1 protein-coding gene is annotated in these 1,458 nt (G+C 75.7%); it reads right to left on the bottom strand.

Going from position 1 to position 1,458, the window contains the following annotated elements; genetic code table 11:
• The coding region (locus EAO77_RS38235) for a non-ribosomal peptide synthetase (protein WP_147992854.1) at positions 1-1,458 on the bottom strand (1,458 nt) is incomplete at both ends.

The raw sequence follows: 1,458 nt of genomic DNA, 5'->3' as shown, positions 1-1,458 counted from the left end.
GGTGGCGACGACGCCCGAGGAGCGGGCCCTGCTCGGTGCCGGACTGGGGGACCTCCACGACATCGTCCCGGCCACACCGCTCCAGGAGGGCTTCTGCTTCCACGCCGCCGAGCCCGGGGAGCCCGCGGCCCTCGCGGCCAGCGCCGCGACCGTGCGGAGGCGGAAGACGTCGCGCGGGCTGATCACCAGCCCTTCCGCGCGCGCCCGGGTGACGAGGTGGATCGCGACGATGCTGTCGCCGCCCAGCTCGAAGAAGCTGTCGTGGATGCCGGCCGTCTCCAGCCCGAGGACGTCGGCGAACAGCCGGGCGAGCAGCGTCTCGGCGGGCGTGGTGGGGGCGGTGGAGCCGCCCCGCGGCGTCCATCGGGGTTCGGGCAGCGCGCGGGTGTCGAGTTTGCCGTTGGGGGTGAGCGGCAGCGGGCCGTCGAGCGGGACCACGGCCGAGGGGACCATGGCGTCCGGCAGGGTCCGGGCCGCCCTGGCCCGGGCGTCGGCGACGGCGGCCTCGGCCCCGCCGCCCCCGCCGTCCGGGACGAGATAGGCCACCAGCCGTGGGGCCCCTCGATGGTCCTGGCGGACGAGGACGGCCGCCTGGGCGATGCCCGGGCAGGCCATGAACACGCTCTCGATCTCGCCCGGTTCGATGCGGTGGCCGCGGATCTTGATCTGGCCGTCGGCCCGGCCGAGGAAGTCCAGATTGCCGTCGGCCCCCCACCGGACCCGGTCGCCCGTCCGGTACATGCGCTCGCCCGGCGCCCCGAACGGGTCCGCGACGAAGCGCTCGGAGGTCAGGCCGGGGCGGCCCAGGTAGCCGCGCGCGAGGCCGCGCCCGGCCACGTACAGCTCGCCCTCGACGCCGACGGGCACGGGCCGCAGCGCGGAGTCGAGCACCCGGCAGCGGGTGTTGGGGTCCGGTCCGCCGATGGGTGCGGGCCCGGGACGGCCGGGCTCGGCGGACCAGAGCGTGGAGTTGACGCTCGCCTCGGTGAGCCCGTAGGCGACGACGATGCGCAGGCGCCCCGCCCAGCGGGCGATCAGCTCGGCCGGCACGGCCTCCGTGCCGACCACCAGCACGGCGCCCTCGGGCAGTTCGCACTCCGCCGGGAGCGCGGAGACGAGCGAGGGCGGCAGGATCATGTGGGTGGCGCGGTGCCGTGCGATGTACTCGGTGAGCGCGGGCCCGGCGACGCGCCGGGCGGCGGGGACGAGGACGAGCCGGCCGCCGACGCACAGCGACATGATCAGATCCCAGACCGTGACGTCGAAGCCGACGGACGCGAACTGCATGATCCGGCTGTCCGGTCCCACGCCGATCCGGTCGGTTGCCGTGGCGATCAGGCTGCCGACCCCGTCGTGGGTGACCACCACGCCCTTGGGGCGTCCGGTGGAGCCCGAGGTGTAGATGACGTACGCGGCACGGCCGAGGGGGACGGCGGGGCCGCGTACGTCATCTACACC

Origin of the sequence: Streptomyces sp. T39, from assembly GCF_008042045.1 — a bacterium.
GTDB lineage: Bacteria > Actinomycetota > Actinomycetes > Streptomycetales > Streptomycetaceae > Streptomyces.
The sequence above is the reverse complement of the archived record's forward strand: the minus strand, read 5'-3'. Positions and strand labels throughout refer to the sequence as shown.